Annotated in this window: 24 protein-coding genes; 9 read left to right on the top strand and 15 right to left on the bottom strand. The window is 70.8% G+C overall.

The annotated features are described in order from the left end of the window. Positions 1-20: 20 nt before the first annotated feature. From F4553_RS03010 to F4553_RS02995, 4 genes are all read right to left on the bottom strand, one after another. Positions 21-368: a hypothetical protein gene (locus F4553_RS03010; protein WP_184831719.1), complete on the bottom strand. Its 348-nt coding sequence runs from the start codon at positions 366-368 to the stop codon at positions 21-23. A gap of 541 nt (positions 369-909) precedes the next feature. Next, positions 910-1779 carry a glycosyltransferase family protein gene (locus F4553_RS03005; RefSeq protein WP_184831717.1) on the bottom strand — a complete coding sequence of 290 codons (870 nt, stop codon included), beginning with the start codon at positions 1777-1779 and terminating at the stop codon, positions 910-912. Then, positions 1779-4067, bottom strand: coding sequence for a lipocalin-like domain-containing protein (locus F4553_RS03000; RefSeq protein ID WP_184831715.1), 2289 nt, complete (start codon positions 4065-4067; stop codon positions 1779-1781). The genes F4553_RS03005 and F4553_RS03000 overlap by 1 nt, the downstream gene beginning before the upstream one ends. 94 nt (positions 4068-4161) lie before the next feature. Then, positions 4162-4566 carry a peptidase inhibitor family I36 protein gene (locus F4553_RS02995; protein ID WP_184831713.1) on the bottom strand — a complete coding sequence of 135 codons (405 nt, stop codon included), beginning with the start codon at positions 4564-4566 and terminating at the stop codon, positions 4162-4164. Between the two features lie 166 nt (positions 4567-4732). On the opposite strand from F4553_RS02995, the gene F4553_RS02990 reads away from it, so the two are divergent. Then, entirely contained in the window at positions 4733-5236 is a 504-nt protein-coding gene (locus F4553_RS02990) for a PadR family transcriptional regulator (RefSeq protein ID WP_246465805.1), read from the top strand. Continuing rightward, positions 5233-5814 carry a hypothetical protein gene (locus tag F4553_RS02985; RefSeq protein WP_184831704.1) on the top strand — a complete coding sequence of 194 codons (582 nt, stop codon included), beginning with the start codon at positions 5233-5235 and terminating at the stop codon, positions 5812-5814. The genes F4553_RS02990 and F4553_RS02985 overlap by 4 nt, the downstream gene beginning before the upstream one ends. Before the next feature lie 13 nt (positions 5815-5827). Here F4553_RS02985 and F4553_RS02980 read toward each other — a convergent pair whose 3' ends face one another. After that, positions 5828-7072, bottom strand: coding sequence for a glycoside hydrolase domain-containing protein (locus F4553_RS02980; RefSeq protein WP_184831702.1), 1245 nt, complete (start codon positions 7070-7072; stop codon positions 5828-5830). Between the two features lie 174 nt (positions 7073-7246). Between F4553_RS02980 and F4553_RS02975 the strand changes: the two genes are divergently transcribed. Both F4553_RS02975 and F4553_RS02970 read left to right on the top strand, forming a co-directional pair. Further along, complete coding sequence (locus F4553_RS02975; RefSeq protein ID WP_184831699.1) at positions 7247-10681, top strand: ThuA domain-containing protein; 3435 nt, start codon at positions 7247-7249, stop codon at positions 10679-10681. 197 nt (positions 10682-10878) lie between these two features. Next, the gene (locus tag F4553_RS02970) at positions 10879-12147 is read left to right on the top strand and encodes a LamG domain-containing protein (RefSeq protein ID WP_221469666.1); all 1269 of its coding nucleotides are present in this window, start codon (positions 10879-10881) and stop codon (positions 12145-12147) included. 235 nt (positions 12148-12382) lie between these two features. Here F4553_RS02970 and F4553_RS02965 read toward each other — a convergent pair whose 3' ends face one another. Next, positions 12383-14194 carry a right-handed parallel beta-helix repeat-containing protein gene (locus tag F4553_RS02965; RefSeq protein WP_246465804.1) on the bottom strand — a complete coding sequence of 604 codons (1812 nt, stop codon included), beginning with the start codon at positions 14192-14194 and terminating at the stop codon, positions 12383-12385. A gap of 275 nt (positions 14195-14469) precedes the next feature. Continuing rightward, complete coding sequence (locus F4553_RS02960; protein ID WP_184831696.1) at positions 14470-15216, bottom strand: polysaccharide deacetylase family protein; 747 nt, start codon at positions 15214-15216, stop codon at positions 14470-14472. A gap of 234 nt (positions 15217-15450) precedes the next feature. Here F4553_RS02960 and F4553_RS02955 point away from each other — a divergent pair, with 234 nt between their 5' ends. Further along, complete coding sequence (locus F4553_RS02955) at positions 15451-15906, top strand: CHAP domain-containing protein (protein WP_184831694.1); 456 nt, start codon at positions 15451-15453, stop codon at positions 15904-15906. A 91-nt stretch (positions 15907-15997) separates the two neighbouring features. On the opposite strand, the gene F4553_RS02950 is transcribed toward F4553_RS02955, so the two are convergent. After that, positions 15998-17158, bottom strand: a complete 1161-nt coding sequence (locus F4553_RS02950; RefSeq protein WP_184831692.1) for a hypothetical protein — start codon at positions 17156-17158, stop codon at positions 15998-16000. Positions 17159-17220: 62 nt separating this feature from the next. Here F4553_RS02950 and F4553_RS02945 point away from each other — a divergent pair, with 62 nt between their 5' ends. After that, positions 17221-18204 carry an aminoglycoside phosphotransferase/kinase family protein gene (locus F4553_RS02945; RefSeq protein ID WP_184831690.1) on the top strand — a complete coding sequence of 328 codons (984 nt, stop codon included), beginning with the start codon at positions 17221-17223 and terminating at the stop codon, positions 18202-18204. 129 nt (positions 18205-18333) lie between these two features. Here F4553_RS02945 and F4553_RS41670 read toward each other — a convergent pair whose 3' ends face one another. From F4553_RS41670 to F4553_RS02920, 4 genes are all read right to left on the bottom strand, one after another. Continuing rightward, complete coding sequence (locus F4553_RS41670; RefSeq protein ID WP_184831680.1) at positions 18334-19443, bottom strand: hypothetical protein; 1110 nt, start codon at positions 19441-19443, stop codon at positions 18334-18336. 10 nt (positions 19444-19453) lie between these two features. Beyond that, positions 19454-20653 carry a histidine phosphatase family protein gene (locus F4553_RS42200; protein ID WP_312875072.1) on the bottom strand — a complete coding sequence of 400 codons (1200 nt, stop codon included), beginning with the start codon at positions 20651-20653 and terminating at the stop codon, positions 19454-19456. A gap of 9 nt (positions 20654-20662) precedes the next feature. Continuing rightward, complete coding sequence (locus F4553_RS02925) at positions 20663-21637, bottom strand: phosphotransferase family protein (protein WP_184831678.1); 975 nt, start codon at positions 21635-21637, stop codon at positions 20663-20665. A gap of 143 nt (positions 21638-21780) precedes the next feature. Continuing rightward, positions 21781-22716, bottom strand: coding sequence for a LysR family transcriptional regulator (locus F4553_RS02920; RefSeq protein ID WP_312875108.1), 936 nt, complete (start codon positions 22714-22716; stop codon positions 21781-21783). 90 nt (positions 22717-22806) lie between these two features. On the opposite strand from F4553_RS02920, the gene F4553_RS02915 reads away from it, so the two are divergent. From F4553_RS02915 to F4553_RS02905, 3 genes are read left to right on the top strand one after another with little or no spacing between them, the layout of a single operon-like run. Beyond that, the gene (locus F4553_RS02915) at positions 22807-23271 is read left to right on the top strand and encodes an RNA polymerase sigma factor (protein ID WP_184831674.1); all 465 of its coding nucleotides are present in this window, start codon (positions 22807-22809) and stop codon (positions 23269-23271) included. Beyond that, positions 23268-24077: a hypothetical protein gene (locus F4553_RS02910; protein WP_184831672.1), complete on the top strand. Its 810-nt coding sequence runs from the start codon at positions 23268-23270 to the stop codon at positions 24075-24077. Before F4553_RS02915 ends, F4553_RS02910 begins: the two co-directional genes overlap by 4 nt. Further along, a complete protein-coding gene (locus F4553_RS02905) occupies positions 24074-24298 on the top strand; it encodes a hypothetical protein (RefSeq protein ID WP_184831670.1) in 225 nt (74 codons plus the stop codon). The genes F4553_RS02910 and F4553_RS02905 overlap by 4 nt, the downstream gene beginning before the upstream one ends. 104 nt (positions 24299-24402) lie before the next feature. On the opposite strand, the gene F4553_RS02900 is transcribed toward F4553_RS02905, so the two are convergent. From F4553_RS02900 to F4553_RS02890, 3 genes are read right to left on the bottom strand one after another with little or no spacing between them, the layout of a single operon-like run. Further along, positions 24403-24846 carry an SRPBCC family protein gene (locus F4553_RS02900; protein ID WP_184831668.1) on the bottom strand — a complete coding sequence of 148 codons (444 nt, stop codon included), beginning with the start codon at positions 24844-24846 and terminating at the stop codon, positions 24403-24405. Between the two features lie 2 nt (positions 24847-24848). Continuing rightward, positions 24849-25202, bottom strand: coding sequence for an ArsR/SmtB family transcription factor (locus F4553_RS02895; RefSeq protein ID WP_184831666.1), 354 nt, complete (start codon positions 25200-25202; stop codon positions 24849-24851). Beyond that, positions 25199-25663: an SRPBCC family protein gene (locus F4553_RS02890; RefSeq protein WP_184831664.1), complete on the bottom strand. Its 465-nt coding sequence runs from the start codon at positions 25661-25663 to the stop codon at positions 25199-25201. Before F4553_RS02890 ends, F4553_RS02895 begins: the two co-directional genes overlap by 4 nt. Positions 25664-25780 lie beyond the last annotated feature (117 nt).

The raw sequence follows: 25780 nt of genomic DNA, 5'->3' as shown, positions 1-25780 counted from the left end.
CCCGCGGCGTGATGCCGTTCTCAGGTCTGGGTGATGACCCAGATGGTCGGCCCGCTGCTGACGAGCAGGCCGCCCGCGGAGTCGCAGGCTGCCAGGTCGGTGTTGGGGATGGCCTGCTGCTTGACGACGGTGGCGCCGGACAGGACGCCGCTGGTGATGGGGCCCTGCGCGGTGTGGATGTGGGTGCCGTTGACAGTGGTCGCCGAGGCGGTGAAGGACCACTGGCTCGTCATCGACGGCACACCGTTCCAGATCAGGGGCCGCAGGCCGCTGCTGTTCTGCAGGATGCCGTCGCAGGACACTGGCGCGGTCCCGGTCAGCGGCGGGGTGAACGAGGTCAGAGCGGGGTGGGTCAGGCTGGCGCACATGGTGGCAGCGTCAGCCGAGTTGATGGTGACCGTGCCGGTCTGGTGGGTGATCCTGGGCGAGAAGGTGGTGTAGTTGCTGCCGGTGCAGGTGACCTGCCCAGGCTGGCGGCAGCCGGCGATGCGGCGGACACGGCCGTCCCCGCAACGGCAGAAAGGGCCAGTGCGACGGCGAGGAGAGGACGTGAACGGTTCATCTCCGCAGTGTTAGATCATGCCTGGCTGTCGCACAACGAAGGGTTCCGTCTGGCGGAATACCGATGGACGGCAGCGCAGCCTGTCGGCAACGGAGCGCAGCCAGACCGTGCCGGGCGGTGTTCCGTCCAGCGGAACGCACTATTGCGATCACGCGGTGAAGTCCCGAAGATGGCGTCGCCCCGCTCGATGCCGACCGACGCGAAGTGGCGGGCCGATGCACGGGGCCGGATGATATCCAGCGCTCCCGTCGGGAAGGATTCCTGATGTATAGGCGCCTATCACGGTCTGGAGGCCGCACCCGGTGCACCGCGTGCCAGCTGGTCTGCGCGGACTTCGTCTTCTCCGTCTACCGCGTGGCCCCGGCACCGCGCTGGGCGTCGACGTGCAGCACCCGGTAGGAGTCCTCGTCGTCCTCGGCACGCCCCACGAAGGTGTAGCGCAGGGTTCCGCTGAGGCCGAAGACCGTCGCGTCGAGGTCGAAGCTCTGCCGCCGTTTGATCCCGGCCATGATCTGGTGCAGCGCGATCCGCTGGGCGGACGGCAGGTGGACGCCGAGATAAGTGAAGATCACCGCGAAGTTGTCCTCGATCTTCTCCGCTGCGGTGCTGGTCGCCTGGGTCCGGTAGGCGGCCGGGACCTCGACCACCGTCGCGCGCTCCCGGGCGGCGAGGAAGAGCTGCTCCAACTCCAGCCCGTAGCCAAAGCTGGTCGACTCGCGGGCGAACGTCTCGGCGAGCCCGCGCCGGTAGACGCGCATGCCGGCCTGCACGTCGACGAGCTGGTAGCCGGTGGCGGCGCGGACGACACCGGCGAGGCCGTCGGTCACGGTGACGCGGTGATCGTCGTGGCGGCTGCCCTCAGCCGCGTACCGGTTGGCTATCGCCATCTCCGGGCCGCTCGCCGACCGCACCTGTGAGATCAGGTCCGGCAGGTAGTGCAGCGGCAGGTCGAGATCGCCGTCGACCTGGGCGACGATGGAGATCTCGGGATCGCGCAGCAGCTCGGCGAGGCCCTGCCGGTATGCCTCCGCCTTGCCGGCGCGGCCCGCCAGTCGGAGCAGGGTGGTGTCGGGGCCCGGCGCGGTCAGCGACGGCACCGGCGGATCGTCGTTCTGCACCACGACGAAGCGGCCGACGTGATCGGCGAGCTGGTGGCAGGTCTCGTCGAGCTGCCACTGGGCAACGGTGCAGACCGGAACGACGCAACCCACGGTCATCAGGCCACCTCCCGTACCGACGAGCCGGGCGCGGCCCGTTCCACGGCGTACCAGCTGAAGGCCCGGACCATCGCCTTGATGTCGCTGTCGCGCAGCGCCGCCTGGGATGTGTCCCACGCCCGGTCGATGATGTCGGCCGCCCGCCGCAGGCTCTCCTCGACGGCGCCGCAGCCGTTGATGATGTCGGCGAGCCGGTCGAGCGCGTCCGCACGGTCGGCGTCGGGGCCCAGCAGCCGCAGGATCTCGGCCTTGCCCGCCGCGCCGGTCCGGGCGAGGGCGACCGCCACGGGGTAGGTGAGCTTGCCGTTCTTCAGGTCGTCGCCCGCGGCTCGCCACAGGTACTCGATATCGGAGCCTTCGGTCCGGCCCAGGATGCCGGTGAGGTCGAGGACGTCGTCGGCGATCTGATATCCCACACCGATGGCTTCGCCCAGACGCCCGAGCGCGCGCTGCTGGTCCTCGGTGCCGCCGCCGAGCAGCGCGCCGATGCGCGCGAACGCCCCGGCCGGTACGCCGGTCTTGAGCCAGTGGGTCGCGAGGATCCGATCGGCGTGCGGCGCGGCCGGGTCGAGGCCGCCGGTCGGGTCGGCGAGGTCGAGTGCCTGACCGGTGTGCGCGGCGCGCAGCGCGCCGAGGAACAGGCGCTGAACCCGTGCCGTGGTCTGCGCATCCGTGCGGGTCATGCCGCGGAGCACATGGTCGAAGGCGAAGTACGCCGCGGTGCCGGAGTTGACGGCGTGGGCGATGCCGTACCGCAGGTGCGCGGCGGGAACCCCGCGCCTGGTCGCCGAGGCGTCCTCCACATCGTCGATGATCAGCGAACCGGTGTGGAGGAGTTCGCAGGCGCCCAGCAGCGGCCGGTGCTCCTCGTCGAGCCGTCCGCACGCGTCGATCGCGGCGAACATGAGGAAGGACCGCCACGACTTGCCCGGCTGATCGGTGATGTGCCGGACCGGTGCGATCAATGAGCGGACCGCGGCGTCGGTGTCCACGCTGCGCAGGCGGTCGTCGTCGGGGTCGACGTCGGCGAAGCTGGCGATGAAGTCCGCGTCCACCTGATCCGGGTAGAGCTCTCTGACCTGCACCCTGACCTCTTTGCCGACCTGGGCGAGGAAGGACTCGATCGAGGTGAGGCGAGTGGCGGGCTTCGTCTCGCAGAAGCCCTCGCCGTGGACGGGCTCCCCGCCCAGCCGCCCCGTCACGGTCACCGGGCCTTCCCAGTAGCCCCGGCTGAATCCTGCGGTCACCGACCGCACCTCGTGGTCGTCGCCGACGGCGGTTATCTCCAGGATGTCGCCGCCGGGCCATTCGTAGCGCCACCGTACGGGGTACTCGTTGAAGGTGGCCGTCGACACCCACACCCGGTCGACCGTCAACCGATGAGCTGCGAGCCGCATCGGATCGCCGGCCGAGTCCACGAACAGCGAGCTGCTGTGGGCGGATGTGCGGTTAGTGCCGACGACATTCCACAGGTCGTAGAGGCTGAGGTCACGGCCGTCGTCGAGATGGATGCTGGTCCACTCCCACGCCGTCGTCGCGCCCCCGGTGGCGCTGCCGGGGGCTTGGATGGGGCCGCCGAACTCGTGGTCGTACCACGCTGTGCCGGTCACGGCCCGTCCTCCGGCGGTCCCGGCGGGGGTGATGGCGCCGCTGACGTCCAGCCGGGTGACGCTGTAGTAGAACATCGCGTCCGCGCCGTCACCCCGCCGACCTGGCACGATGCCGTCGTCGCCGTACCGGTGGGCCTGCTTGCGGGCATGGAGCCGCAGCGTGATCTCCGGGTCGTCGCCGTGCCGAAGACGCAGGTCGTAGACGCCTGGGCCGGCCGATTCGAGCGAGGCGACGTCGGCGTACCGCAGCGCCAACCGGTCTTCGGCGATCCGGACGGGGCCGGGCAGCGGCAGATCCGGGAGCAGGACGCGGCCGTCTTCGATCAGCGGCAGCATCGCCCGGCGCACGTAGGGGTCGAGCGACCCGGTCGTGCGGATGCTCTCCCGCAGGCCCGCCGCCGCTCCGTCGTCCAGGAAGGCACGGCTGGTGCCGCCGGACCGCGCCGCCGAGCCGACGGTCCAGTGCACGGCATGGCCGCGCCGGATCGAGCCAGTGCCGGCATCACGCCAGGCGAAGCGGAAGAACGCCGCCGCCAGGGTCGTCTCCTGCCCGGCGTCGTCGCGCAGATGCGCGTTGAGGTACCACCATTCGATTCCGCTGGATTCGTGCGGCGATTCATGCCGGACGAGATCCAGCGGCTCGCCGGCCGCGGGCCAGTCGTCGTGGGCGCCGGTCACTGGACATCCATTTCCCCGCCAGGATAGCTGGCGATTACTGGTGCCGAGCCGACTCGTACGGATACGAGTGGGCTCGGCATTAATCAATGGGATGTCACGTGACGACGAGCCCCGACAGCGATAGGGCCGGCCCGAAGGTGAAGGACGGGTTGTCGACCGGGTCGCCGAAGAGGGAGAGGTCGTCCTCCCGCTGCAAACCTCCCAGCACGGAGCACGCCGTGCCCTGGTATGCGCTGGTGGCGACGAGGGTGGCGTGCGGTCCGCCGCCGATCTTCAGGGAGCGGAACGGCGTGGAGATGCAGAACGTCGACCCGAAGAACGAGCTGTAGTCGTAGCTCGTCTTCGTGCCGGTGTAGTTCGCTCCGGTCCAGAGGCAGATGTTCTCGGCGGCGCACGAACTGCTGGCGTGGGCGGGAGTGGGAAGGATGAGGAATGCGGTGGCGGCGGCCGTCGCGATGAGAGCGGCGAGGCGTGACCGAGGCGCGGATGTGAGGAGCATGAAATCTCCTTTCGAATTCAATTGTCAACGGGACGCTATGCGGGGTGATCGACGCTCGGCAAGAGGTTGTTCCGCTGCGCGGAACGGAATATGCGCGGCAATCCCCAGGCGAGCCGGACGGAGATGGATTTCGTGGCTGCGGCCTTCGGGTCTTCGCATGGAGCCAATGACGGCATACGCGCTGCGTGAGGCGATCCGGGACGTGCTGGGACATTTCTGGAACGAGAGCTTCGGGCAGATCTACCCCACCCTCTACGCCCTCGAAGCGGACGGCCACGTCATCCGCGAGGGCGGTCAGCGGGCACGGTCGTCCACCTTCACGATCACCGCCTCAGGCCGGGCCCGGCTGCGCGACCTGCTCGACGAGCCGGTGCAGGAGTCGCCGCCCCGCAACGGGCTGCTGCTGCGCCTGTTCTTCGGGCGCGCCCTGGGCCCGCAGCGCTGCGCCGACCTGCTGCGCCAGGCACAGACCCAGGCGCAGGTCCGGCTCGCCGAGCTCGAAGGACTGCTCGTCGAGCTCACCGCAGCCGAAGGGCACACCCCGGACTGGCCCTACATCCGGCTGACCATCCTGGCCGGAATCCGTCAGGCCCGCGCCTCGGCCGACTGGGCCGCCGAAGGCCTCGCCTCCCTCGACGCCGTCACCCCAGACACAGGAGCATCCTCATGAGCAGCACCACCCCACCGCGTCCCCGGCGGGCCCGGCTGAACTTCACGATCTTCGCGCTCGCCGCGATCGGCGCGGGCTGGCTCGGCGTGCTCATCGACCTCGGCAGCGGCGCCGAGCTCACCACCGGCGTCGCCACCAGCGACAGCGGCGGCACGGCCGGCCTCGCGGTCTTCATCGCCCTTCCCGCCCTGGTGGCACTCGTGCTCTACATCGCCTCACGCGACAGCGCTGGGCCGCTGGGATTCACGCTGCGCTTCCGCCACCCGGTCGGCTGGTTCGCCGGTGCCGCGGTCCTCTACCCGCTCGTCTCCGCGGTCGCGGTCGGCGTCGGGATCACCACCGGCCTCGCCGTGCTGCTGCACAGCGTCTCCAACGCCATCGTGACCCCGCTGCTCGTCAACGGGCACCTCACCTTCACCGGCCACGGTGATGTGCTCGCCTCACCCGTACCCAGCTCGATCGTGACGATGGTGCTGTTCACCGTGGTCGGCGTGGTCCTGGTCCGTCGGCGTCCACCGGCGCAGGCGCCGATCGCGGCGGCGGAGCCGGCGCTCGCCACCGCGCCGGCCCGAGTGTGACGCCGACGGCAGGTCAGACCCGGGTGAGCCGGACGGCGTCGGCGATGACGTAGCCCGTCCCGCTGGTCCACCGGCTCACCCCGACCTTGTCGCCGTCCCCGGCGGCGAGGGTGAACACGCCCAGCGTCACCCACCGACCGCCGTTGACCCGCTGGTTCACCCGTACGGTCTGGTTGCCGCCCGAGGTCGCGATGATGAACGGCGTCGAGTCGTTGTAGCCGGCGTCGGCCGGGTACCAGACCGCGACCTCGTAGGAGGCGAGTGCCGGGGTGCTGGCGGCGAACCAGGCCACGTCGCTGCTCGCCACCGGGTCGGCGAAGCGGTAGCCGGTGCCGTAACGCTGGCCGGAGTAGCTCGACGTGCCCCAGTTGGCGCTCGCCGTGAACCCGCCGGCGGTGGTGTCGTCGACGATCGTGCTCCAGGCCGGCGGCGGCTGGGTCCCGCCGCCCGCGACATCGAGGTAGTTGCGGTCGATGTTCATCGTGACGCCGCCCCAGGTCTCGGTGACGTCGCCGGCGTACTGGTGCAGGCGCTGGTGGTCGGCGTAGGCGGTGGCCGGGCAGTAGGAGCCGCCGTCGGTGTTGGCGACCCCGTTCCACCAGGCGATCCACAGGTGGTCGAGCCGGATGTAGGAGCTGTCGTTGTAGGCGGAGCAGACATCCTTCACACCGGACGACCCGCTGGAGTACATCCCCGACAGGTAGCCGAGCGCGTGCAGCCGCTGCGTCCAGCCGGACAGGTAGGAGAGCACGGCGGCCTTGCACGACGCGGTCGACGGGTACTGCTCGATGTCGTTGTAGATCGTGCTGCCCGCGCCGATGCCCAGGGCCGCTGCGGCGTTCACCGCGCTCGACGCGGCGGTGGCGCCCTCGGCCCGCGCGGTCGACGGGGTGCTCGACATCTTCGGCTGGCGGGTGCCGCAGGGGGCCTGGCGGCCGAGCTCGATCGGGATCAGGTGCCAGCCGTTGGCGGTCTGGTTCGCCACCCAGGTCGCGGTCAGGTTGGGCTGGGCGCACGATCGGCTGCCGCCGCTGATGTAGATGCCGACGGCCCGGTAGGGGGAGCCGGCCCGCCATGCGTTCATGGCCGACTGCGACGGTGCCGTGCAGGTGTCGAAGCCCTTGCCCACATAGGTCCCGGGCTGGGGCCCGACCGCGGCCAGCGGTGCCTGCGGGACGGCCGGGAGGGGAGCGGCGGACGCGGGAACCCCGGTCAGCGCGGCCACGAGGACGGCGAGACCCGCCACGGTTCTTCTCATCCAGGTCCTCCGGGGAAGAAATCTTCACGAGCATCGGTGTAATTGGAGAATTCCTACCACGTATTCACCGCCGCCACCAGTATTGACGGTGATTGATGGTATGCATAGGATGGTGCCCTCGGTTCGGCGACCGGATGCGTCAATCCCATCCGTCCCCCTCATGGGAGCGCCCGAATGAGCCGCCGCCGCACACTCCTGCCCGCCCTCGCCGCCGTCGCCGCCCTGGTGCTGTCGACCTCCGTGGGCAGCCCCGCCGCCGCCGCACCGCGATTCCGCGTGCTGGTCTTCTCCAAGGTCACGAACTTCTACCACGACTCGATCCCGGCCGGTGTCACCGCCGTCCAGCAGCTCGGCGCCGCCAACAACTTCGAGGTCGAGGCGACCACCGACGCCGCCGCGTTCACCGACGCCAACCTCGCCCGGTTCGACGCGCTGGTCTTCAACAACACCAACTCGATCCCCGGCTCCGGCGACCTGCTCAACGCGGCCCAGCGCCTGGCCCTGCAGAACTTCATCCGGGCCGGCGGCGGCTGGGTCGGCCTGCACGCGGCGTCCGCCAGCGAGCGCGACTGGACCTGGTACGACGGCCTCGTCGGCACGATCTTCGACTACCACCCGGACTTCAGCGCCACCGGCGGCGTCTTCCCCGGCCGGATCAAGGTCCTCGACCGGGCGCACCCGTCCACGAAGAACCTTCCTGAGCTGTGGGAACGCAGCGAGGAGTGGTACAACTGGAAGACCAACCCGACCGGCCGCGTGCACACCCTCGCCCAGGTCAAGGTCCGCGACGGCATCAACGGCCTCGACGAGGGCGTCGACCAGGCCTACTCGTGGTGCCAGAACTACGACGGGGGCCGGTCCTGGTTCACCGCCGGCGGGCACAGCATCTCCTCGTTCAGCGAGCCGTTCTTCCTCGACCACCTGCGCTGGGGCATCGAGTGGGCCGCAGGTGCCGCCGCCGGCGACTGCAGCGCCACCCAGAACGGCCAGTTCCAGCGGGTCCCGCTGGTCACCGCCGACCTCGCCGACCCGTTCGAGCTCGCCGTCGCGCCCGACCGCCGCGTCTTCTACATCCAGCGCACCGGCGCGGTGAAGGTGATCGACCAGGCCACGCTCGCCGTCACCACGCTGATCGACTTCGCCTACACCCCGGCCCAGACCAGCCAGTCCGACGGGCTGCTCGGCCTGACCCTGGACAACAACTTCGCCACCAACAACTGGCTCTATCTCCTGTGGTCGGACAAGACGCTCAACCAGCTCAACCTGTCGCGCTTCACCGTGACCGGCTCGACGATCGCGATCAGCTCCGAGAAGCGGCTGCTCGCCATCCCGACCCTGCGCGGTGAGGCGCGCGCCAACTCGCACATGGGCGGCTCCATCGCCATGGGCAAGGACGGCAACCTCTACGCCGGGATCGGCGACAACACCGACCCGTTCGAGTCCAGTGGTTACACCCCGATCGACGAGCGGGCCGGGCACCGCGCGTTCGACGCCCAGGGCACCGCGGGCAACACCAACGACCTGCGCGGCAAGATCCTGCGGATCCGCCCGCAGGCCGACGGCACCTACACCATCCCGACCGGCAACCTCTTCGCGCCGGGCACGGCCAAGACCAGGCCCGAGGTGTACGCCATGGGCCTGCGCAACCCGTTCCGCGTCACCATCGACCCGCTCACCAACGCCGTGCTCGTCGCCGACTACGGACCCGACGCGTCGGCGGCGAACGCCAACCGCGGTCCGGAGGGGACGGTCGAGTTCAACCGGATCACCAGCGCGGGCAACTACGGCTGGCCCTACTGCATCGGCAACAACATCGCGTTCAACGACTACAACTTCGCCACCAGCACCTCGGGACCGAAGTTCAACTGCGCGGCACCGGCCAACAACTCGCCCAACAACACCGGCCTCGCCACCCTGCCCGCCGCCCGCAGCGCCCTGGTCTGGTACGCCTACTCCGCCTCCACCCAGTTCCCGGAGGTCGGCACCGGCGGCGGCGGACCGATGAGCGGCCCGGTCTACGACTACGACCCGGCGAACCCGCGACTGTCGAAGTTCCCCGAGTACTTCGAGAACAAGTGGATCGTCTACGAGCTGACCCGCCAGTGGTGGAAGACGCTCTCGGTCCACAAGACGGCCCAGACCTTCACCGACCCCCGTTTCGGCGCCACCACCGTCGGCTCGCTGCAGTCCATCAACGGCATCTTCAGCGGGATGACCTGGATCCAGCCCTTCGAGGCCGAGTTCGGGCCCGACGGGTCGCTCTATGTGATCGACTTCGGTGCGGGCTCCGGCAGCGGTCGGGGCGGCTCCAACGAGGGCGCCGGGATCTACCGGATCGACTACGTCGCCAACGGGCTGCCTCCGGTCGCGAAGATCACCGCGAGCCGCGACAACGGCCCGTCGCCGCTGGCGGTCACCTTCGCCAGCACCGGATCGACTGGGGCGACGAGCTACGCCTGGGACTTCGACGGCAACGGCACCGTCGACTCCACCGCCGCGAACCCGTCCTACACGTACCCCGCGAAGGGTCGTTTCAACGCCCGGCTGACCGTGACCGGCGTGGGCGGCCTGACCGGCGTCGCGAGCACCGAGATCACCGTCGGCAACACCCGTCCCACCGTCACGATCAACGTGCCCCACGGCGGGTTCTTCGAGTTCGGCGACCGCATCCCCTACACGGTGACCGTCACCGACCCGGAGGACGCGGTGATCGACTGCAACCGGGTCGTGGTGCAGACCCTGCTCGGCCACGACTCGCACGCCCACCCCATGGACAACTACATCGGCTGCAGCGGAACGCTGGTCACCGAGTCCGGCGGCGGCGACGGGCACGGCGCCGGGACCGACCTGTTCACCCTGATCAGCGCCCAGTACACCGACGGCGGTGCGACCGGGGCAGTGCCCGCGCTCGTCGGGTCCGTGCAGGTCCAGCTGCAGCCCCGCAGCACCGAGGCCGAGAACTTCGACGCCGCGTCCGGGATCTCGGTCCTCGACCGGGCGACCGCGCAGGCGGGCCGGCGCCTCGGCGACATCGACAACGGGGAGTGGATCAACTTCGGCCCGGTCAACCTGCAGGGCATCGGCGGCGTCGTGGTCGGCGCCAGCTCCGGCGGGACCGGCGGCACGATCGAGTTCCGCAACGGCTCGCCCACCGGAACCCTGCTCGGTACGGCGACGATCCCGGTCACCGGCAGCTACGACAGCATCGTGTCGCCGACGGTCCCGCTGACCAACCCGGGTGGCACGTTCACGCTCTACCTGAAGTTCGTGAAGTCCGGCCAGACCGGTGACCCGGACATCATGGCGCTGGACTGGCTGCGGTTCAACGGAGCCGGAGTCAAGGCCGAGACGGGTGCCACGCTCTCGGTGAGCGCCACCCCGGCCACCGGCACCGGGCCGCTCACCGTCGCCTTCAGCAGCACCGCGACGGCTCCGCCCGGGCGGACCATCGTGGAGCGGCAGTGGTCCTTCGGCGACAACACGGCGACCGTGCACGCCGCGACGGCGAGCCACGTCTACAGCCGCAAGGGCACCTACACGGCGTGGATGACGCTGACCGACAGTGCCGGGGCGACCCACTCCAGCAGCGTGGTGATCACGGTGAACTGACACCGGCCGATCCCGTCGTACGCGTACCCGTATGAGGTGCGTGCGACGGGATCGGCGCTACGTCGCCGATCGTGGAGCATCGTCATCCCGGCCGGGCGTGATCCCGGGCAGGCCGGTCAGACGTAGGAACAGCGGTCGTAGTACCACCAGGTGGGTGATGCCCCGTGGTTCACGGTGGAGGTGTAGAAGTCCTCCTGGTGGCCGACGAAGGCTCGGCCGTGCTGACCGGGACCACCGGCTGGTCCACCAACGGCATCCTCGGCAAAGCGGTCAACCTGCCCGGCGGCAGCACCGCCAACGCGGTCGACCTGCCGGACAACCTGCTGCAGAACGCGGCGAACTTCACCGTCGGGTTCTGGGTGCGTCCCGATACCAAGAGCAACTGGACCAGCATGTTCCACATCGGTGACGGGCTCGGCGGCGCCGGGAGCTACTTCCACATCCAGATGCAGACCCAGATCAGCGGCAACACCGGGCTCGCCGCCAGCTTCAAGGCGAAGACCGGTCCCGAGGAGCGGGTGTACGCCAATCCCGTCCGGGACGTGGTCGCCAACCAGTGGAACCACGTCGCGTTCACCCGGCAGGGCTCGACCGGCACGCTGTACCTCAACGGCGCGGCGATCGCGAGCCGTTCCGACCTGACCGTCACCATGACCGGCATCGGCCCGACGGCCAACAACTGGCTGGGCCGCAACGGCTGCGGCGACGCCCCGTTCGACGGGCTGATCGACGACGTCCGGGTGTACACCTCGTCGACGCTGAACGCTTCGCAGGTGACGGCGATGTACAACGAGGGCAGCGCAGTGCGCTACACCTTCAACGAGAACACCGGCACCGCCGCCGGGAACTCGGGCGCGAAGGCGTCGATCGGTGCGGCCGCGCTGCAGGGTACGACGTCCTGGGCGGCCGGCCGGTTCGGTAGCGCGGTGAACCTGCCGGGCGGCGCCGCGAGCTCCGGCAACCAGGTCAGGCTGCCCGACAACATCCAGGCCGGACTGGCCAACCAGTTCGCCGTGTCCTTCTGGGCGCGTCCCGACACCCTCCCGAACTGGGTGCCGCTGCTGCAGATCGGCAGCAGCACGGACACGTTCTTCCTGCTCCAGTCGGGCACGAACAGCGGAACCACCGGCTTCGGAGCCACCTTCAAGGCGGCGGGAAACCCGGCGCAGGAGCGCCTCACGCTCGGCTCCGGCCGGGACCTGCCGCTCAACCAGTGGACCCATGTGGTGTTCACGATGAACGGCTCCACCGGCAAGATCTACTTCAACGGCGTGCTCCAGGGCACCCGTACCAACTTTCCCATCGGCATCGGCAACGTGGGCGTTGGAGACACCACCACGGCCAACTTCATCGGCGGGACGAGCTGGGGCGACCCCCGGTTCGACGGACTGATCGACGACTTCCGGCTATACGGCTACGAGCTCAGCGCCGAGCACGTGACGCAGCTGTACTCGGGTCGCCGGTGAACGCGTTGCGCTAGTCCCAACGCCGCTCGGTGAGGGCGGCGCGCTGGTTGTCAAGACGGCGTGTAGCGCAGGTAGACCAGAGCGGAGTTCCGGTATCGAGGTGAGTCACTCCAAGACACCCTCGAGACCAGGAACTCCGCTTTGGTCGATCAGATTGCCACTATTAGGCCAGTGGGCATGCTGTGGCCTGCGCCTGGCGCATGGACGCCAACCGTCCCGGTGCCGCCGAGGCGGGTCAGCCGAACGTCACCACGAGCCGGCCGTCCGAGGCGAACGACCAGTGCAGCGCACCTGCATACGCGGAGCACCGGCTCCCGTTCGTCCCCGACCAGAACTGGTTGGACGAGTCGGAGTTGCCGACGATCCGGTCGTTGGTCCCGCTGCCGCTGCGGCACGACGTGTTGCCGCGGAACACCGAGCTGCCAGCGTCGAACGAGAAGTTGCGCTCGGAGTTGTTGATGCTGACGTTGTCCGTGATCGTCATGCTGCCCGGGTTGCTGTTGTAGGTGAACCCGTGCTTGCCGTTGTTGTAGGCGATGCTGCGGCGCACGATGTGGTTGACCGCGATGTCCTCGCCGCCGAGCTTGTAGCCGTTGCGGTCACCGGCGCCCGCCTGGCCGCCGTTGCTCAGGGTGCCGTTGTTGTAGGCGAGGGAGTCCTCGATCGTCACCACGCCGATCGCGCCGGTGTCGGTCTTGGTGTAGAGGTCCCAGCCGTCGTCGATGTTGTTGTGCGACACGGCGTAGCGGAAGACGTTGCCGGAGCCGACGGTGAGCTTCGCGGCGAAGCCGTCCGCGTCCTCACCGTCGGAGTCGGCGTTGTCGTGCGACTCCGCGCTCAGGATCAGGTTGTTGGCCGGCCAGTCCGCCTTCGGGGTGGTGGAGAGCGTCCGGGACAGCTGCAGGCCGGTGTCGCGGTTGTAGCGCGTGATGGTGCGCTCGAGGATGTTGTTGCTGCCGCTGACGAAGATGCCGTTGTCACCGGCGCGCTCGACGATCAGGCCGTAGACGTGCCAGTAGTTGCCGTTCACCGCGAGCCCGCGGTTGGCCGGGTCCTCGGCTTGCGCCGAGAAGTTCAAAATCGGGATCTCACTCTGGTACGCCGTGAGCTTCTTGCGGGCGCTCGACGTGCCGTTGTTGCCGGTCTCGATGGTGACCGTCGAGGAGAAGCTGTAGGTCCCGCCGCGCATGAAGATCGTCCCGCCCGCGGTGACGCGGGTGATCGCCGAGGCGAGCGTCGTCGGGTTCGTGATCGTCCCGGCGGCACCCGCGACACCGTTCGGTGCCACGTAGAGCGCGCTGGACGGCGGCTGGCTGGTGCTCGGCGACGGCGACGCGCTGCTGGGCGACGGCGACGGGCTCGTCGGCGTGGAGGAACTCGCCGACGGTGCCGGGCTGCTGGGCGGGGTGGTGGTGCTGTCGGTGACCAGGACGTCGTCGAAGCGAGCGCTGGCGTAGCCGGTGAACAGGCCGATCCGCCCGGCGCTGATCGCGCTGTTGGTGGCGGTGCCGATGAGAGTGCCGTCGATGTAGCCGCTGATCGAGGACCCGCTGGCGGTGATGCGCAGCGTGTACCAGGTGCCGGTGGCGACGGTCCGGGACACTCCGGCCAGGACGGTGATCGTGGAGCCGTTCATGTACTGCAGCTCGACCCGGTTGGCGCCGGTCAGCGCGAGGCGGTACATCGTGGTGGCGCCGTTGGACCGGGCCACCAGGGCGGAGACGCCGCCGGAGCCGAAGCCGAGCGGCTTGACGCGGGCCTGGACCGTGTAATTGGTCCAGCTGGTGCTGCCCGCGAACTGGCGGGCCCGGTCGGTGCCGGTGTTGGACTGCTGGAAGGTCTGCGAGCCGTCGGCGACGAGGGTCCAGTCGCCGCCGGACTTCGACCAGCCGCTGGAGCCGGATTCGAAGTCGGCGCTGAACAGGGTGGCGGCGCTGGCGGGCGTCAGCATGACGGAGCCGGCGACGACGGTCATCGCCGTCACGGCCGCTGCTGTCGCCAGCGCGGCGACGAAGCGGCGTCGGTGAGAGAGCGCGAGCAATCTCATGGGTGTCCTTTCGGGAGACGGGAGCGGAGCGCGGACCGTGCCGTTCGGGCGACGACAAAGGACCTCGGAAAGCGCTTTCCGCACCGACGGTAAACCCGCCCGGAACATCCGTCAACCGGGAAATTCCGCGTCGCCGCCGTTCACGCCTCTATTTGCAGCGACGAATGTAGATATGTTCTGGTGCGGGGGTTTCTCCCGCCCGCCCGTGGATCCCCACAGTTGCAGGATTGGCCGATCCGTCGCCCACGATCGCCGCAACTCTTGAAGAGTCGGTCTCAGGCGAACAGCTCGCTCGCGGTCACCGGCCGCAGCCCGCGTCCGGCCAGCCCGGCCAGGATGCCCGGCATCGCCTCGACCGTCGTCTCGTGTCCGAAGTGGAGGCTGATGATCGAGCCGGGCCGGGCGAGCTCCAGCACCGTCCCGACCACCTGCGCGGGCGGGGGATCGGTGTAGTCGAGCGAGTCCACATCATAGGAGAGGCAGGCCGGGTAGCCCGCCCGCTTCGCCTGCGCCAGGATCAGCGGGGTGGCGGTCGGCGTCTGCGACGGCCGGAACCAGGCACCGATCGATCCGGTCAGCGTCCGCAGCCGCCGGGCGCAGGCGGCGATCTCGGCGTAGGCGGCACCGGCATCCAGTTCGGTGATCGCCAGGTGGTTCTGGGTGTGGTTGCCCAGCTCGTGACCGCCGGCGAGGACCCGGGCGGCGCTTTCCGGCTGCTCGTCCAGCCAGGAGCCGACGGCGAGGACCGTCGTTCGCGTACCACTCGCCGCGAGGACGGCCAGCAGGCGGCCGACCTGGCCCGGGTCGCCCTGCCCGTGGAAGGTGAGCGCGACCTGCGCGCGGTCGCGCGGCCCGTGGCGGACCTCGCCGACCACCGGAGCCGTGGTCGTCGCGACCACCGGCGCGGGTGTGGTCGGTGAGGTCACCGTCGCCGCTGTCGGCGGGGGAGCGCACGCGCCGACGCCGAGCACCATGGCGCCTGCCGCGCCGGCCTTCAGTACGTCCCGCCGCCCTACACCCATCTGTGCAGGCTAGAGCCCCTGCGGTCGGAATCGGCGGAGCCCGGGCCGACAGCACCCGTCCTGATCGATCATGCTGACGAGAGTCCACCACGGGTATCGGCGGCCGGTGGCGCCGCTCCGGACGGGCATGACGGAAATGTCGACGGGCCGGTGTGAGCGCCGCCCACCTGCTGCGGCGGTTCAGGTGCAGAAATGGGCGCTGATCCCGCGGCAGGGAATCCATAGCATCGACGAATGAGAATAAATAGAAACGCCGTCCGGCGGTGGGGACTGCTCCTCGCGGTGGTCGCCGCCGTCAACACCCTGACGACGGTGGCGCCCGTCGTACCTGCCCAGGCCGCGGACGGGGCCTACTGCGAATGCGTGAAGTACGTCAAGACCCGGTACGCCCTGACGCACATCGGCGACGCCTTCCTGTGGGAGACCTACCTCCCGCAGGAAGGCTTCACCAAGATGTCCGTCACCACCGTCCGCGTCGGCGACATCGCGGTCTGGGACCGCACCGAGGAGCCGCAGGTCGGCCACATCGCGATCGTGCAGGCGATCTACGGCAGCAGTCAGGGTCTGGCCATGACGTTCCGGGGCGCCCACCAGCGGGGGACCCCGCAATTCACCCACAACGGCTGCAACAACGTCACCGACTGGGTGAGCTCGTCCGCCTGGTCGACGGCGGCGTTCTTCCACCGGTAATCACTGTCCTAGGATGCCTTAGGGGGTGTGCGGCCGTTCACCCGGCTCGGCCAGGGTGGACGGCCGGTCGCCGACCGGCCGCGGAGCTCCGTCAGCTGTGCGCGGTGGAGATCTCGGCTACGACGAGCTCGGTCGTCGGGACTTCGTCCCAGTCGTTCTGCTCGGCCTCGGCCCAGGCGACACGATCCCCATCGCTGCTCACGCCCATGGACAGCATCGCCCGCGGCTCGGCGACGAGGAGCAGGCGCTCGCCGACGGCCGTGTCACCGACCGTCCGCGCGACCAGGCCGTCGCTGCCGTGAAAGACCACGAACCCCTCGCCCGGTACGCAGAGATCCGCCGTCGCATATGCGCCCACCTGCACCGCCGCTCGAGCAACGCCATCGGACCCCGGCAGCCGGGCGGTCCAGATCGTGCCGTAATCGCGGGCGGGCTGGGCCTCGAACCAGGCGACCCGACCCGCTGCCGCAGCCGGATTGACGGCCCCGCCGTGGGAGTCCAGCCGAACGGCTCGCCCGCCTGTGGCAGGGACCGCGTGGACCTCACCGAGCCAGTGGGTGCCGTAGGTGAACCATCCCTGGCTGACATCGGCTCCCGCTCCACCCAGGGTGAGCACGGTGCGGCGCCGATCCGCGATCGAGTAGGCGTGGACCGTCCGACCCGCCTCCTGGTTGTCGTCCCAGACCACCTGTCCTTCCCAGACCACCAGCCCGTCCCGGGCCACCACCGGCTGGGGCGGCGGGGAGTCCTTCGGACTCTGCTCGATCACCAGATCGGTGCCGGTCACGACGTTGGTCAGGTGCATCCGCCAGGGGACGGCGAAGCCGCGGTCGGGGTCGCCCGGCCTGACCTGCTCGGTCCAGACGACATGGTCGCCGGTCGCGGCCAGGCTGACGATCATCCCGTTCGGGTATCCCGTCCGGGCGACGGTCCGCCGCTTGCCGGACACGAGGTCCATCACCATCACCCGGTCGGCGGTGCCGTGCCGCCACACCTCGCCACTGGAGGTGAACGCCAGCCGATCACCCGAGAGCGACAGGTGACCGACATTGTGCTGCTTGACGGCTAACCGAGCCACCGGCAAGGCCACGGTCTGCTGGGTCGCGGCCGGGGCGCCACTCTGCCCCGGCGACGGTCGGGCGGCTGAGGGCTGGGCGGCGGGTGTCGCGGTGCAGCCGCCGACAAGCAGCGCGATGCACAGCGCGACGGCGCCAGCCGACGCGTACGATCTCGACCGTGCTCCGGGGCTCATCCGGCCACAATAGATTTCCACAGGCAACGGCGCTGTCCCGCTACCCGTACCATGCTGGACACGTGGACACACTGGGGGAGATCGCGGCGGCGTTCCGCATCGGATCACTCGTCGCGGCACCGCGACAGCTCAAGGGCGCCGAGGTGGTCGCCGTCTCGGCGGGCAACGGCTCCTTCGTCGTCAAGACCGAGCAGTCGCCGCCGTCCTGGCGGCTCGACGCGATGCGCATGACCGGTCGGGTCGAGAGCGCCGCGCTCGCCGCCGGTCTGGAGATCGCCCTGCCCGTCGAGCCGCCGTCCGGTCATGAGACGGCAGGCTACTGGGCGCGCTTCGGCGACCAGTGGTTCCGGGTCAGCGAACTCCTGACCGGCGTGCATCCCAGACCGCCTTTCGACATCAGGACAGCGACGTGGTTGGGCGTGACGGTCGCCAGGCTGGCGCGGCTGGGCCTCCCCGGCGACGTGCGCGACGACCCGTCCCGGCCGCTCTACCCGGCGCATGATTGGGCACCGTGGCTGGACGATGCCGCCCGGGCCGGTCTCGCCTGCGCTCCGGTGCTGCGTGCGGCCGTCCCGGTGATCGCCGAGGCGACGGCGCTGGTCCAGGCCGCGCTGGTGGGACCGGTCGAGGCCCGGCTGATGCACCGGGACCTCTCCGGACGCAACATCCTGCGCACGTCGGCGGGGCTGCGGCTGCTGGACTTCGACTACGCGGGTCCGGAGGTGCCGTGGTGGGAGGCGGTCGCCGTGGCGGTCCGGTCCGCGCAGGCCGCCGACCTCGCCGAGCCGTCCGAGCCGTCGCTGCGTGCTCTCCTCGCCGGGTACGCCGAGGCCGACGGCCCGATCGGGTCCGCCGACCACAGTGCCTTCGCAGGTCTCGTGTGGTCGCAGGTGGCGATGGCGGCGTACTCCCTGTGGGTGGCGGCTGGGCACCGTGGCGGCGACGCGGTTCGCCGAGCCGCCGCCGACCGCGACGCGGTGCACCTGGCCGGAGCGCTGACCCACACGATGTCCAGCCTGGACCGCTGGGTCGACCTGCTGCGCTGAGCCAAGATCGTCGCAACTCTTGAAGAGTTGGTCCTAAACCATTTAGGACCAACTCTTCAAGAGTTACGACGATCTTGGCGGCGATCAGGGCGCGCTGCCAGCGCCGGTCGGTGGCTGCGCGGGTCGGGGCTACGCGGGTTGGGGGGTCTCGGTGGGGTGGGCGGGGGCGGCGCCGAGACGGGAGACGGCGGTGACGAGCTGGCTGACCTGGTCGGCGAGCTGCGCCGACTGAGCCGTCGCGGCGGCGGCGTCCCGGCGGGCGGCGTCGCGTTCGGCGATGACCGCGGCGAGCTGTGCCGCGATCTGGGCGACCTGCAGGTCGGCGGCGGCGCGGGCGTCGCGGGAGGTGGCGAGCTCGCCCTCGACGGTCGCCAGCCGGGCTGCCAGGGACTCGGCGCGGGTGTGCGCGGCGGCAGCCTCGCCCCGGGCGGTGTTGAGGTCGGCGCGGACGGCGGCGGCTTCGGCGCGGACGGTGTCGCGCTCGGCGAGGGCGTCGGCGCGCAGCGCTTCGGCGGCGGCGAGCGCGGAGGCGGCCCGGTCCCGTTCGGCGAGGGCGGCGGCGGTGGCCTGCGTGGCGGTGGCGGTGGCGGCTTCGGCGGCGTCGATCCTGGTGGCGGCGTCGGTCCGGGTGGTCTCGACCTCGGTGGCGGCGGCGGCGCGGGCCTCGGCGACCGCTTGCTCGGCGGCGGCACGGGCGGTGCGGATCTCGTGGTCGGCTTCCTGGCGTACCCCCGCGATCGTGGCCGTGGACTCCTCGGCCGTGCGCTGCGTCTCCTCGCGTGCGGACTCCTCGGCCGCACGGGCCAGGTCCGCGGTCTGGCGGGCGAGCGTGGCTTCGGCCTCGGCGCGGCGCATGCCGGCCAGCGCGGTCTCGGCGGCGTGGCGGGCGTCGTCGCGCTCGGCGTGGGCTCCGGCGATCTCGTTGGCGGCGGCGGCGCGGGCCTCGGCGACCTGCCGGTCGACGCCGGCGGGGGAGAGGTCGGCGTCGAGGGCGTCGGTGAGGGTCTCGACGACCTGGTCGAGGCGGTCGACGAGCTCGAAGGCCTTGGCGACCTGCCCGGCGAGGCCGGGGGAGTTGCGCTGGCGCATGCGGGAGTTGCGGGAGGCGCGCTGGCATTCGCCGTCGTTGTCGCGGCAGTAGCGGAACGGGCGTCCGGCGGCGGCGCGCTGGGCGACGGGCTTGCCGCAGTGCAGGCAGGGCTTGGTGATCGAGTCGTCGATGTCGGCGGTCGTGCTCATGGCGGCGAGCCTAGCTGGCGGCGAGGGTCAGCCAGCGCAGGCCACGCTCGGTGAGGGCGGCGGCTTCGCTCGCGGTGAGGGGTGCGCGGCCGGTGGCCTTGCGCAGGAAGGTGTCGCGGTCCCAGCCGAGGCCGTCGGGGTCGCCGAGTTCGCGCAGGAGCCGGTCGGTGACGCGGGCGGCGGGTTCGGTGAGCCAGGGCGCGCGGCCGAGGGCGTCGGCGAGGTCCAGGCCGTGGACGGCGAGTTCGACGACGCGGGTACGCAGGTAGTCGCCCAGCCGGATCGGGTGTCCGTGCCGGGTCCGGACGAGGCGGTCGGGCGCCGCCCAGCCGGCGGCGGTGACCGCTGCCCGCCAGGTGTTGTCGAAGGTGTCCGGGGTGGCCCGCTGGTGGTGGGCTTCGTCGAGCCGGGCGGTGTCGGTGGCGGGGTCGAAGAGGCCGGGCGCGTCGTAATACCCCGCGGCGGTGAGCGGTTCGCCACCGGGCGGTGCCGTGGTGAGCATGGTGGTGGTACGGCTGAGGGTGAGCTGCACGTGTGCGAGGAGGTCGCGGGCGTCCCACGGTGCGCACCGGGTCGGAACGCCGAGGTCGGCGCCGCGCAGCGCGTCGGTGAGGGCGGCGGCTTCGGTGGTGATCGCGTGCAGGGCGAGGTCGTCGTGGCCCCCGTCCCAGTCGGCGGGCAGGGTGTAGGGCCAGCCCGTTCGCCAGCGGAACTCGCCGATGACCTCGCCGCGCAGGGTGGCGCCGCCGAGGAGGGTGGCGAGGGCGTGCCGGGTGGCGGCGTGTCCGATGAGGAGGATGTGCTCGCCGTCGTGGCGGGCGGCGAGGTCCCGGAGCAGGTCGGCCATGTGCGCGGTGACCTCGCGGTAGGACTGTCCGCCGGGGAACGGGACGTCGATGCGGGCGCCGCGTTCGCTGTGGAGCTTGGCGTGGGGCATGCCGTTCCAGGCGCCATAGTCGACCTCGCGCAGCCGGGTGTCGGTGATGATCGGGATCCCGGTGCCGCCGAAGGCGAGTTCGGCGGTCTGGACGGCCCGGTGCAGGTCGGAGCAGTAGACGGCGTGCAGGCCGGTGCCGCGGCGGCGTTCGCCGAGGGCCCGGGCGAGGTCGATGCCGTCGGCGGAGAGCTCGCCGGGAAGCCAGCCGGTGGCGTGGCCGGTCTCGTTGTCGAGGGTGACGGAGTGCGTCTCGTAGACGAGGTCGACGGCCACGGTGCGCTCCTACAGTTGGGCGAGGTAGCCGGTGAGCTGCTGGTAGAACCACTGCCGCTTGGGTTCGAACTCGGCCTTGTCGAAGCGCTGGCTGGCGCCTTCGGTGACGAGGACCATGAGCAGGTAGCTGGTGTAGAGGCACAGCCGGGTCTGCTCGGCGGGGGTGAGCTCGCGGCCGAGCATGGCGTCGATGACGATGTCGGCCTGGTCGGGTGCGGCGAAGGCGATGGTGGGGACGAGTTCGGCGAGCGGGTCGGCGTAGAGGGCCCGGCCGGCGTCGATGATGGCCTCGACGCGCCAGCCCCAGCCGTTGTCGATGACGAAGATGTTGCCGTCCCACAGGTCGAAGTGGACCAGGCTGGGGGTGGTGACCTCGTCGAGCAGGAGCGAGTGTTTGGCGACGAGGGCGGCGATCTGCTCGGCGGGCAGGGGCAGTTCGGCGTCGAACTCGATGGCGTCGAGGAGGATGTCGTCGATCATGGCGAGGAACGCGGCGCGCCAGCTCGGGGACCGGGTGCGGCCGTCGCGTCGGGGGTAGCCGAACAGGGGGCCGGTGAGTCCGGTGCTGCGGGCGGCGATCTCGCCGAGCTGGCGGCGGATGGCGAAGAGGTCCTCGGTGGGCAGCTTGTCGCGGACGGAGTCGAGGGTCTGGCCGCGCAGCATGTCCATGAGCAGAACCCCGCTGTCGGGGTCGCCGTAGCGCAGGGCCGGCAGCGGAACCCCGACGGTGATGGCGCGCTCGTAGAAGTGCATCTCGGCGCGGATGAGGTCTGATTCGTGGCGCAGCAGCCGGGGCCCGGCGGGCGGGGCGACCTTGAGGACGAGTTCGCGGCCGTCGGCGAGGCGTACGCCGTGGACGGCGTTGAAATAGCCGTCCGTGAACTCCGTCATGGCGATGATGGTGCCGCGCTGCTTGGCGAGTCCCTTGTGGACCAGGCTGGCGATCTCGCCAGGCGCGAGGCGAGGCTTGATCGCGTTCTGCACGTGCGTGATGGTAATCGGTTGCGAGCACAGCGTGTGCACCCGACCCGCGGTTGCGTTGTGCGGCAAACCGTGATCATTCCATAACCGCAGGCCACGCTTTGTTGCGATATGTGACGGGAGCTGGCGAGATCTCCCGGGTCGGGTCAGGTCGGCTGGGTGCCGGGCGGCAGGGTGCGCCAGGCCGCGGCTTCGGTGAGGTAGGCGTCGAGGGTGTCGCGCAGGGCGCGGGCGGAGTGGGTGAGGGCGACGTCGCGGCGGTGGGCCAGGGCGATGGTGCGATGGAACCCGGGCGGGGCGAGCGGCGTGACGCGCAGGCGGGGGCGCCCGGTCGCGGCCATGCTCGGGACGAGGGCCAGGCCGAGCCCTGCTTCGACGAGGCCGAGGACGGCGTCGAGTTCGCCGCCCTCGACGGCGAAGGTGGGGGTGAACCCGGCGGCACGGCAGGCGGCGAGGGTGACGTCGCGCAGGTCGTAGCCGGTGCGGAACATGACGAGGGGCTGGTCGCGCAGGTCGGTGATGCGCAGCGGCGGATGCTCGGTGGGCGGCGGCATCGCGGCGGAGGAGGCGACGACGAGGCTCTCGCGCAGGATCGGGGTGGCGGTGAGCGCCGGGTCGACGCCGGTGTCGGGGGCGATGATGAGGGCGAGGTCGAGCTCGCCGTGCAGGAGGTGGCGGACGAGGTCCTGGGAGCCGCCCTCTTCGAGGTGGAGGCTGATGCGCGGGTGGGCGTCGGCGAAGCGGCGCAGCACGGGCGCGACGAGGCTGACGCAGAGGCTGGGGGTGGCACCGAGGCGGAGCCGTCCGCGTTGCAGGCCGACGAGCTCGCGTACCTCCAGGCGGGCGGTGTCGGCGTCGGCGAGGATCCGCCGGGCCAGCGGCAGGAGGGCGGCGCCGGCGGGGGTGAGGGTGGCGCCGCCCCGGGACCGGCTGAACAGTTCGGCGCCGAGGTCGGCCTCGAGGGTGTGGATCTGCTTGCTCAGGGACGGCTGGCTGACGCCGACGGCCTCGGCTGCCTGGGTGAAGTGCCTGGTCTCGGCGACGGCGACGAAGGACCGGAGCTGCGCCAACTGCATGTCGATAGCTTATAGCTATGGGAATCGCTGCTGGGCAACCGTAAGCTCTGCGACCCAGGGTGCAACGTTTGGGCGCCCCGCGCGGACGTGACTGATGTGACCACCGACGTAGACACCGCCGACCCGCCCGCGCTGGAGCAGGTCTACCGGGAGCAGCGCATCGCGCTGACCCGGCTCGGCTACCTGCTCACCGGCTCCCGCGACCTGGCCGAGGACATCGTGCAGGCGGCGTTCGCCTCCGCCGCGCCGCGCTGGGACTCGATCGACCGGCCGCTGCCCTACCTGCGGCGGGCGGTGGTGAACATGGCCCGAGACGCCTACCGGCGGCGGGCCCGGGAGCGGGGCAGCCCTGCACCCGAGCCGGTGACCCACCTGCCCGAGGTCGACGAGGCGTGGGCGCACATCCGCCGGCTGCCGGACCGGCAGCGGGCGGTGGTGGTGCTGCGCTACTACGAGGACCTGCCGCTGACGGAGATCGCGGCGCTGCTGTCGCGTCCGGCGGCGACGGTGCGGTCCGACCTGTCCCGTGCGTTGAAGACCCTGAAGAAGGCGCTGACATGAAGCCGACCCCGTCCGACCCGGCGCTCGACGCCCGCCTGCGCAGCACGCTGCGGCAGGTAGCCGCCGCCGCGATCCCGCCCGGCCACCCCGAACCCGCTGCCCGTGCCGTCACCGCGCCCGCCCGCCGGCCTCGGCGCCGGTGGCGGCCGGCGCTCGTGCTCGCCGCTGTCCTGGTGCCGCTCACGGCCGCGGGGGTCGTCCTCGGCCGGGAGTACGTGGACCAGATCCCCCCGAAGAACGTGTTCTACACCGGTGTCGCCGCCGACGGCGAGCGCTACTGGCTGGTGCCGTCGTTCCATGACAACCCGTGCGATCCGGCGCTTCCCCACCCCGGGATCGAGTGGCTGCAGGAGGCGCGCAACTCGGTCGGCGGCGAGTGGGCGAGTGCCGGTTTCACCTACGGCGACTACGACGGGCGGACGTGCGCCGTCGACGAGGCGCCGTGGCTCGCCGATCCGGGCCGGGTCGGCGTGGGCAGCAGCCGGTTGGGCGCTGATGAGCAGGGCGAGCGGCTGTATGTCGTGGGCGCGCACCCGACGGTGGTGACGCTGCGGGTGACGGTGGGCGGGCGGACCTTCGACGTGGGGACGGTGCCGGTCCCGGGGCGAGCCGACGGTCCCCGCTACGCCGCGTTCCCGGTCCCGGCCGGGCAGCCGATCGAGGTGTCGATGCTGGACGGGGCGGGTGCCGTGGTGCCGGGCGGGCGGTGGGGCGCCGACGGCGACGGGCACCTCAGCTTCCTGACCAAGCCCACGTCGAAGTCGCAGGATTCGCGGTCCGCCTCGCCGGGTATCGAGATGCCATGACAGACGACGGCGAACGAATTCCGACAAGCGGGCCCGCGCTGCTCGACCAGACTCCGGTCGTCGAGCTACGTGACCAGGAGCTGCGGCGCGAGCTCACCAACGTCAAGGTCATGATGAAGGAGGCGCCGAGCAGCGTGCCGCTGGTGCGGGCGCTGTTCGAGCACCGGTTCACGGATCTGCGTGCCGAGCTGGACCGGCGCAGCAGCGCCTCCTCGCGCTGAACGGCGCTGATCCGGCCGGCTCGGTCGAGTCGGCCGGATCAGCGCCGGAAACAGCAGGCCAGCCCCCGGCGTGCCGGTCGGGGGCTGGCCTGCCCCCGTTGTGGTCAGTGCCAGTCGCTGATCATGACGTCGTCGGGTGCGGGGCTGCCGGTGCCGGTCTCCAGCAGCGACTTCAGGCTCATCAGGAAGATCGCCCACTTGGTGCTGCAGTGGTGCATGAACTCGTTCGGCTCCCGCCACCCGGTGTGGCTGAACAGGACGATGGTGTAGTCGCCCTCCTGCTTGAGCTCCCAGGTCACTGTGGTGCCGATCCACTCGGGCGGCCCGTCGACGACCAGCCAGGCCACGCGTTCACCCGGGGTGAGTTCGACGACGCGCATGTCGAAACCGCCGGGTACGAAGCGGAACGCGATCACCCCGCCTTGCTCGACGGATCCGGTCGTGTCGCGGGTCCACCAGCCGGCCAGGCCGTCGATCGTGGTCAGGGCGTCGTAGACCTTGTCGGGCGACGAGTTCGTGACACCGATTCTGTGCAGAATGTCCACCATGTCTACTCCTGTGTCGTGTCGTTGTCCTGGGCGCGCTGGATCGCCTCGGCGAGGCGCTTGATGCGGCGCAGGCGCGCGTCCCAGGCGTTGCCGACGGCGGCGAGCTGGGCCACCGCACGGGCGAACTGCGCCTCGTCGACCCGGTATCGCATTTCGCGCCCGGCCGGGGTGACCCGGACCAGCCCGGCCCGGTCCAGGACGCCGAGGTGCTTCGCGACGGCCTGCCGGGTCACCGGCAGGTGCTCGCTGAGGCTCGTCGCCGTCCCCTCGCCGTCGGCGAGGAGCAGGTCGAGCATCCGGCGGCGGGTCGGGTCCCCGAGCGCCGACCAGAGCTCGTCGTCGACGGCGACCGTCATGACGACGACACCAGTCGGGCGAGGTAGGCGCCGAGGCGGGGGATGAAGTGGTCCCAGCCCCGCACGTGGTCCTGGTAGGCGTGCTCCAGGACTGCGGCCTCCCAGCCCCGCTCGCGGAAGCCGGTCTCGGTCATCCGCACCCGGGTGCCCGCGCCCGACGGCTCCAGGTCGAAGGTGACCAGCAGCGAGTTGTCCGGCCCGGGTGCGTCGCCCGCCTCATAGACCCAGCGGAACGCGAACCGGCGCGGTGGCTCGGCCTCGACGACCGTGATCGGTTCGATCTTCGGCTCCTCGGATGCGGCGCCGTGGAAGACGATGTGCCCCTCGGCGCCGACCACCGGCTTGATCTCCGCCTCGTCCGGCCACCACTCCTTCAGGTGCTCAGGGCTGCTGATGACCTCGAAGACGACCGCCGGGGAGGCGTCCACGTGGATCTCGCGCTCGATGCTTCCGTACTCCATGATCATCCCTCTTTCGCAACGTTCGGTTGCGTATTACGGTAGATCGTCGCGGCGAGATGTGCAACATTTGGTTGCGCATGTGGGTAGGGAAACGCCCGGCTGGCGTACCAGCCGGGC

Origin of the sequence: Allocatelliglobosispora scoriae (assembly GCF_014204945.1) — a bacterium.
In the GTDB taxonomy this organism is placed as follows: domain Bacteria; phylum Actinomycetota; class Actinomycetes; order Mycobacteriales; family Micromonosporaceae; genus Allocatelliglobosispora; species Allocatelliglobosispora scoriae.
This window is presented reverse-complemented; position numbering and strand designations above follow the sequence as displayed.